The sequence below is a fragment of the Mycobacterium sp. TH-M25 genome (genome assembly GCF_057473665.1).
This window is the reverse complement of record NZ_JBYCLA010000352.1, coordinates 1-3,794: the sequence shown is the minus strand read 5'-3', so window position 1 is coordinate 3,794 and position 3,794 is coordinate 1. Positions and strand designations below refer to the sequence as shown.

Below are 3,794 nucleotides of genomic sequence, written 5' to 3'. Positions count from 1 at the left end.
GGCGTCCTCGGCTGCGGCTACGAGTTCGGCGTGGTTGTCGGGCGGCTGAGCGCCCCAATATCCCAGCTGGAGTCCGAGCTTCATGCGCCACCTTCCTCGGGAGGTCTCGACCCTATCTTGAATCCATTCTTAGAACCTGTTCTACTCGACACTGTGACCACCAGCCACAGCAGCCCGGTGCAGATCGATACCCATCAGAAGCCACTCTCAGCGCCTCTGCGGTTGTCCTTCGACTACACCCGTTCAGTCGGACCCACCCTCAGCCAGTTCTTCACCGCCCTGCGCGAACGACGCATCGTCGGCACCCGAGGCTCGGACGGCCGGGTCTACGTCCCGCCCGCCGAATTCGACCCGGTGACCTACGAGCGGTTGACCGAGATCGTGCCGGTAGCCAGCGTCGGGACCGTGCTGTCGTGGACCTGGCAGCCCGAACCGCTCGAGGGACAACCGCTCGAGCGCCCGTTCGCCTGGGCGCTGATCAAACTCGACGGCGCTGATGTCGCCCTGTTGCACGCCGTAGACGTCGGATCGTCTGCTTCCATCAGCACAGGCGCGCGGGTGCACGCGCACTGGGTCGACGATCCGGTCGGCGCGATCACCGACATCGCCTACTTCGCGCTGGGCGACGAGGACGAGCCGGTGTCCGACAAGGCCGACAACCGCGAGCCGGTGACGGTCCAGGTGACACCCAGCACCATCGAAATCCAGCACACCGCTTCACTTCCCGAGACAGCGTTCCTGCGGGCACTGGAAGAGGGCAAGCTGCTCGGCGGACGCACCGGCGACAGCGGGAAGGTGTACTTCCCGCCTAAAGAAGCCGATCCGGCAACCGGCCTGGAACTCGACACCTTCATCGAGTTACCGGACAAGGGCACGGTGACGACGTTCGCGATCATCAACATCCCGTTTGCCGGTCAGCGCATCAAGCCGCCGTACGTTGCGGCCTACGTGCTGCTCGACGGCGCGGATATCGCGTTCCTGCACCTGATCCAGGAGATCGACGCGACCGAGGTGCGAATGGGCATGCGGGTGGAGGCGGTGTGGAAGCCCCGCGACGAATGGGGCCTGGGCATCGACAACATCGAATATTTCAAACCGACCGGCGAACCCGACGCCCACTACGACACCTACAAACACCACCTGTAAAAGGACCAAAGTGACTTTTCGCGATGTAGCTGTCGTCGGATTCGCCCATGCCCCGCATGTGCGCCGCACCGACGGCACCACCAACGGCGTCGAAATGCTGATGCCGTGTTTTCAGTCGCTCTACCAAGAAACCGGCCTCACGCAGACCGACATCGGCTTCTGGTGCTCGGGCTCCTCGGATTACCTTGCCGGACGGGCATTCTCGTTCATCTCCGCGATCGACTCGATCGGCGCCGTGCCGCCGATCAACGAGTCGCACGTCGAGATGGACGCGGCATGGGCGCTGTACGAGGCCTACATCAAGCTGCTGACCGGCGAGGTCGACACCGCGCTGGTCTACGGGTTCGGCAAGTCGTCGGCAGGTACGCTGCGCAGAGTCCTTGCGCTGCAGACCGATCCGTACACGGTCGCGCCGCTGTGGCCGGATGCGGTGTCAATGGCCGGACTGCAAGCCCGGTTGGGTCTCGACGCCGGCACATGGACCGCCGAGCAGATGGCGCAAGTGGCGCTGGACTCTTTCGCGGCCGCCGAGCGCACCGACTCGGAGCCGGCGGCCCAGACTATCGAAGAGCTATTGGATCGGCCGTACTTCGCGGATCCGCTGCGGCGACATGACATTGCGCCGATCACCGACGGCGCGTCGGCGATCGTGCTTGCCGCCGGTGACAAGGCTCGCGAGCTGCGCGAGAATCCGGCGTGGATCACCGGGATCGAGCACCGCATCGAGACTCCGGTCCTCGGCGCGCGCGACTTGACCACTTCACCGTCGACGGCGGCGTCGGCCAAAGCCGCGACGGGCGGTGACGCCGGCTCTATTGAGATCGCCGAGATCTATGCGCCGTTCACGCACCAGCAGCTCATCTTGACCGAGGCGATCGGCCTGCCGTCGTCGACGAAGGTCAACCCGTCGGGCGGTGCACTGGCCGCCAACCCGATGTTCTCCGCGGGCTTGGAACGCATCGGCTTTGCGGCACAACACATTTTCAACGGCTCCGCCGGCCGGGTGCTCGCGCACGCGACCAGCGGCCCGGTATTGCAACAGAATCTCGTCGCCGTGCTGGAAGGGAAATAAACTATGGCGGGCCAGCTTGCAGCGGTGCTCGGCACCGGCCAGACGAAATACGTCGCCAAACGCCAGGACGTTTCGATGAACGGCCTGGTTCGGGAGGCGATCGACAAGGCGTTGGCCGACTCCGGGTTGACGATGCACGATATCGACGCGGTGGTGGTCGGCAAGGCGCCCGACTTCTTCGAGGGCGTGATGATGCCCGAGCTGTTCATGGCTGACGCCGTCGGCGCGACCAACAAGCCGCTCATCCGGGTGCACACCGCGGGCTCGGTCGGCGGCTCGACCGGCGTGGTGGCCGCCAGCCTGGTGCAGTCGGGCAAATACCGGCGGGTGCTGGCGATGGCGTGGGAGAAGCAGTCCGAATCCAATGCCATGTGGGCGTTGAGCATTCCGGTGCCGTTCACCAAGCCGGTGGGCGCCGGCGCTGGTGGCTACTTCGCTCCACACGTCCGCTCCTACATCCGCCGCTCCGGCGCTCCGACGCACATCGGCGCCATGGTGGCGGTCAAGGACCGGCTCAACGGCGCCAAGAACCCGTTGGCGCACCTGCATCAGCCGGACATCACGCTGGACAAGGTGATGTCGTCCCAGATGCTGTGGGATCCCATTCGTTTCGACGAGACGTGCCCGTCGTCCGACGGCGCGTGTGCGGTGGTGATCGGCAGCGAAGAGGTCGCCGACCAGCGCGTCGCCGACGGTCACCCGGTGGCCTGGATTCACGCCACCGCGTTGCGCACCGAACCACTGGCGTATTCCGGCCGCGACCAGGTCAACCCGCAAGCCGGCCGCGACGCCGCCAAGGCACTGTGGAAGGCCGCGGGCATCACCAGCCCGATCGACGAGATCGACTGCGCCGAGATCTATGTGCCGTTCTCCTGGTTCGAGCCGATGTGGCTGGAGAACCTCGGGTTTGCGGCTGAGGGCGAGGGCTGGAAGCTCACCGAGGCGGGCGAGACCGCGATCGGCGGCCGGATCCCGCTGAACATGTCCGGCGGGGTGCTGTCGTCGAACCCGATCGGCGCATCGGGGCTGATCCGGTTCGCCGAAGCAGCCATTCAGGTGATGGGCAAGGCGGGCGATCACCAAGTTCCTAACGCGCGCAAGGCACTCGGCCACGCGTACGGCGGCGGCTCGCAGTATTACTCGATGTGGGTGGTTGGAGCGGACAAGAAGTGAAGTACACCTGCAGTATCGCGTTCGGCCAGATCGACCAGCTGACCGAACTGGCCAAGACCGCGGAGGAAGTCGGGTTCGACTCGATCGCCCTGCCGGACTCGATCTTTTATTTCGAGAAGCAGTCGGTCGATTACCCCTATACCGCCGACGGTAAGCGGATGTTTGACGAGGAGTCACCCTGGGTCGATCCGCTGATCCTGGCGGGTGCGATGGGCGCGGTCACCTCGAAGCTGCGGTTCTACACGAACGTGCTGAAGCTGGGTTCGCGCAACCCGCTGCTATTGGCCCGCCAGGTGGGCTCAGTGGCCAACCTGACCAACAACCGCTTCGGATTCGGCGTCGGGATCGGTTGGGCTCCGGAAGAGTTCGAATGGTGCGGCGTTCCCTACGCCAAGCGCGGCAA

At 65.2% G+C, this 3,794-nt stretch carries 4 protein-coding genes; all 4 read left to right on the top strand.

What is annotated here, in order from left to right; all coding sequences use genetic code 11:
• Window positions 1–153 precede the first annotated feature (153 nt).
• Window positions 154–1,146 (top strand): Zn-ribbon domain-containing OB-fold protein, encoded by a 993-nt coding sequence (locus tag AC2VOU_RS11830; RefSeq protein WP_486957551.1) that lies wholly within the window; start codon window positions 154–156, stop codon window positions 1,144–1,146.
• Window positions 1,147–1,156: 10 nt separating this feature from the next.
• Window positions 1,157–2,218, top strand: a complete 1,062-nt coding sequence (locus tag AC2VOU_RS11825; protein WP_486957550.1) for a thiolase domain-containing protein — start codon at window positions 1,157–1,159, stop codon at window positions 2,216–2,218.
• 3 nt (window positions 2,219–2,221) lie between these two features.
• Window positions 2,222–3,391, top strand: coding sequence for a thiolase domain-containing protein (locus AC2VOU_RS11820; protein ID WP_486957549.1), 1,170 nt, complete (start codon window positions 2,222–2,224; stop codon window positions 3,389–3,391).
• Window positions 3,388–3,794: LLM class flavin-dependent oxidoreductase (locus AC2VOU_RS11815; protein WP_486957548.1), on the top strand; the 407-nt coding region annotated here is incomplete at its 3' end. The genes AC2VOU_RS11820 and AC2VOU_RS11815, both read left to right, overlap by 4 nt.

Coding starts and splice junctions, on each gene's coding strand:
- AC2VOU_RS11820 (WP_486957549.1), top strand. CDS start 2,222: ATGGCGGGCCAGCTTGCAGCGGTGCTCGGCACCGGCCAGACGAAATAC.